Source organism: uncultured Microbacterium sp. (genome assembly GCF_963521695.1).
Classification (GTDB): domain Bacteria; phylum Actinomycetota; class Actinomycetes; order Actinomycetales; family Microbacteriaceae; genus Microbacterium.
In genome coordinates, this window is sequence record NZ_CAUQWC010000281.1 from 1 (window position 1) to 3,789 (window position 3,789).

Annotated in this window: 2 protein-coding genes; both read right to left on the reverse strand. The window is 68.6% G+C overall.

Going from position 1 to position 3,789, the window contains the following annotated elements; genetic code table 11:
• Positions 1-2: 2 nt before the first annotated feature.
• Positions 3-677, reverse strand: a complete 675-nt coding sequence (gene tmk, locus RWP81_RS15200; RefSeq protein WP_314457502.1) for a dTMP kinase — start codon at positions 675-677, stop codon at positions 3-5.
• A complete protein-coding gene (topA, locus tag RWP81_RS15205; RefSeq protein WP_314457504.1) occupies positions 674-3,604 on the reverse strand; it encodes a type I DNA topoisomerase in 2,931 nt (976 codons plus the stop codon). The genes tmk and topA overlap by 4 nt, the downstream gene beginning before the upstream one ends.
• Positions 3,605-3,789 lie beyond the last annotated feature (185 nt).

Sequence of the window (3,789 nt, forward strand, 5' to 3'; positions counted from 1 at the left end):
GCTCAGCCCAGACGCTCTGCGACCGCATCGCGCACGAGGGCGGCGAGGTCGTCGGGGGCCGTTTCCGCGTCGAGCACGAGGAAACGCCGGGGCTCGGCGCCGGCCAAGGTGAGGAAGCCGGCGCGCACGCGCGCGTGGAAGTCCTCTTTCTCTGCCTCGAGCCGGTCGAAGGGTTTGTCGTCGGCATCGAGACGGCGGCGCGCGGCGGCCGGGTCGAGGTCGAGGAGCACGGTCAGGTCGGGGAGGAGCCCGTCGGTCGCCCACAGCGAGAGCGCGCGCACGTCGTCGGCGTCCAGGATGCGGCCTGCCCCCTGGTACGCGACGGACGAATCGAGGTACCGGTCTTGGATGACCACGTCTCCGCGTGCCACGGCCGGACGCACGTGCGTGGCGATGTGATGAGCGCGATCAGCGGCGTACAACAGTGCCTCGGCGCGGGCATCGATGTGGCCGCGGTGATGAAGGACGATGTCGCGGATACGCACACCGACCTCGGTCCCGCCCGGCTCGCGGGTACGCACGACCCGGCGACCCTGCTCTGCGAGCCACCGCTCGAGAAGCGACGCCTGCGTGGTCTTTCCCGCGCCGTCCCCGCCCTCGAAAGTGACGAACAGCCCTGGCCCGCCGGCCGCCGACGCCCGGGGGGCGTGCAGCGGCCGGGTGAGGTCGTCGGTCACGAGGTCTTCGCCGGCGCCTTGCGCGGGGTCGTGGTCGTGGTCGCCTTCGCCGCCGCAGCCGTGGTCGCGGCCGCCTTGGGCGCCACCGTCTTCGTCGCCGCGGTCTTCGCCGCCGGCGCCCGAGTAGCCGTGGTCTTGGTCGCCGCGGTCTTCGTGGCCGCCGTCTTCGCCGCCGCAGTCTTCGTGGCCGCAGTCTTCGCCGTCGCCGTCCGAGTCGCCGTGGTCTTGGACGCCGCGGTCTTGGACGCCGCCGTCTTGCGCGCCGGGGCCGCCTTCTTGGGAGCCGGACCCTTCGCCCGCTTGTCGGCGATGAGCTCGACCGCGCGTTCGAAAGTGATCTCCAAGGCGTTCTCGCCGCGGGGCACCGTGGCGTTGGTCTCGCCGTCGGTGACGTACGGGCCGAACCGGCCGTCCTTGAGCTTGATCGGCTTGCCGCTGACGGGATCGGCGTCGAATTCCTTCAACGCGCTGGATGCCCGGCGCGCGCCGTACTTGGGTTCCGCGTACTTGGCGAGCGCCTCCTCGAGGGTGATGTCGAAGATCTGCTTCTCGTCGTCCAGGGAGCGGGAATCCGTCCCCTTCTTCAGGTACGGACCGAAGCGCCCGTTCTGCGCGGTGATCTCCGCGCCCGTCTCGGGATCGGTGCCCACGACACGAGGGAGCGAGAGCAGCTGCAGCGCGGTGTCGAGGTCGACGGTGTCGACCGACATCGAACGGAACAGCGACGCGGTACGTGGCTTGGGGGCCACCTCCTTCTTCGCCCCACGCTTCTTGGGCTGCTCGACGACCTCGCCCGTGGCCTGGTCGACCTCCCCGGGCTCCTCGGCATCCACTTCTTGCACGTAGGGGCCGAAGCGGCCGTCTTTCACGACGACGAGCTTGCCGTTCTCCGAGTTCTCCCCCAGCACCCGGTCACCCGCGACGGGAGCGTCGATGAGTTCCTGCGCTTTGGCGGGGGTGAGTTCGTCGGGTGCGAGGTCTTCGGGGATGTTGACGATCCGCGGCTTCGCCTCGGCATCGGCCGCCGGATCGGTGACCTCGAGGTACGGCCCGTACTTGCCGAAGCGCAGGGTCGCGGTGTCGGTGATGCGCGTGGAGTTCAGCTCACGCGCATCGATCTCACCGAGGTTGTCGACGATGTGCCGCAGGCCCACCTGCTTGTCCGAGCCGAAGTAGAACGACTTCAACCACTCGGTGCGGCGCTGCTCACCGCGCGCGATGGCGTCGAGGTCGTCCTCGAGGGCGGCGGTGAAGTCGTAGTCGACGAGGTCGGCGAAGTGCTCCTCGAGCAGCCGCACCACGCTGAACGCGAGCCAGCTGGGAACGAGGGCCTGACCGCGCTTGGTGACGTACCCGCGGTCGAGGATCACGCCGATGATGCTGGCGAAGGTCGACGGGCGACCGATCCCCTTCTCCTCGAGCGCCTTGACCAGGCTCGCTTCGGTGTAGCGGGGCTTCGGCGACGTGCTGTGGCCCTTGGGCTCCACGTCGCTGACGGAGAGTTCGTCACCCACGGCGACAGCCGGGAGCGACTGGTCGGCGTCGTCGTCATTGCGCTTCTCATCGGCACCCTCTTCGTAGGCCTCGAGGAAGCCCTTGAAGGTGTAGACGGTTCCGGATGCCGTGAACTCGGCGACCTGGGCCCCGGCATCCACCGTGAGGGTCACCGTGGTCGTCTCGTACTTGGCATCCGCCATCTGGCTGGCGACGGTGCGCTTCCAGATGAGGTCGTACAGCTTCTGCTCGTCGCGGTCGAGCGAAGACGCGAGCGACGCCGGCGTGCGGAAGGTCTCACCCGAGGGACGGATGGCCTCGTGCGCCTCCTGCGCGTTCTTCGACTTGCTCTTGTAGACGCGGGGGTTAGCCGGCACGGCTTTGTCGCCGTACAGGGCGACGGCCTGCGCGCGCGCCGCCGAGACAGCCTGACCCGAGAGGGCGACCGAGTCGGTACGCATATAGGTGATGAAGCCCTTCTCGTAGAGCCGCTGAGCAACGCCCATGGCGTGCTTGGCGCTCATCGAGAGCTTTCGACCGGCCTCCTGCTGCAGGGTGGAGGTGGTGAAGGGGGCGCGAGGGCTGCGCGTGCCCGGCTTCGCCTCGACCTTGGCGACGGTGGCGCGCCCGGCCGCGGTGATGGCGTCGGCCAGAGCTCGGGCTCGTGTCTCGTCGAGGACGACGACGGCCTTCTTGAGCTGACCGAGGTCGTCGTAGTCGCCGCCGCGCGCGATGGGGGCGCCGTCGAGGCGGTTCAGTCGCGTGGTGAACGAGGAGCCTGACCGCGAGGCCAACGCCTCGACGTCCCAGTACGAGGCCGAGACGAACGCCATGCGCTCGCGCTCGCGCTCGACGACCATGCGCGTCGCCGCCGACTGGACACGACCGGCGCTGAGCGCGGTGCCCTCGCGGCCGGAACCGACCTTGCGCCACAGCACGGGCGAGACGTCCCAGCCGTAGAGGCGGTCGAGCACACGGCGCGTCTCCTGCGCGTCGACGAGAGAGACGTCGAGGTCGCGCGTGTGCTCCGCAGCATCGCGGATGGCGTCCTTGGTGATCTCGTGGAAGATCATTCGACGGACGGGCACCTTGGGCTTGAGCACCTCGAGGAGGTGCCAGGCGATGGCCTCGCCCTCGCGATCACCATCAGTGGCGAGCAGGACTTCATCGGCGCCCTTGAGCGCGCGCTTCAACTCGGCGACCGTCTTGGTCTTGCGGTCGTTCACGACGTAGAAGGGCTCGAAGTCGTTCTCGACGTCGATGGAGTACTTGCCGTACGCCGCCTTCTTGTCGGCCGGGATCTCTTTCTTCGACGCCAGGTCGCGGATGTGACCGACCGAGCTGAGCACCTCGTAGTCGTCGCCGAGGTATCCCTGGATCGACTTCATCTTCGTCGGGGACTCGACGATGACGAGCTTCTTGCCGTTTGCCACTGGGGTCCTTTCGTCGATGCACACCATACACACGCCTCCCTGTTCGGGTTCAGGGAGGTCTCACGGAGCGGACGCGTCGGGGGGTCCGGCCCGGGAGCGCGCATCGAATGGAATTCCACCGTACGCCCCACCGACGGAGATGGTGGCGATGAGACCATCCAGATCGCACCGAACCAGGCGGAACG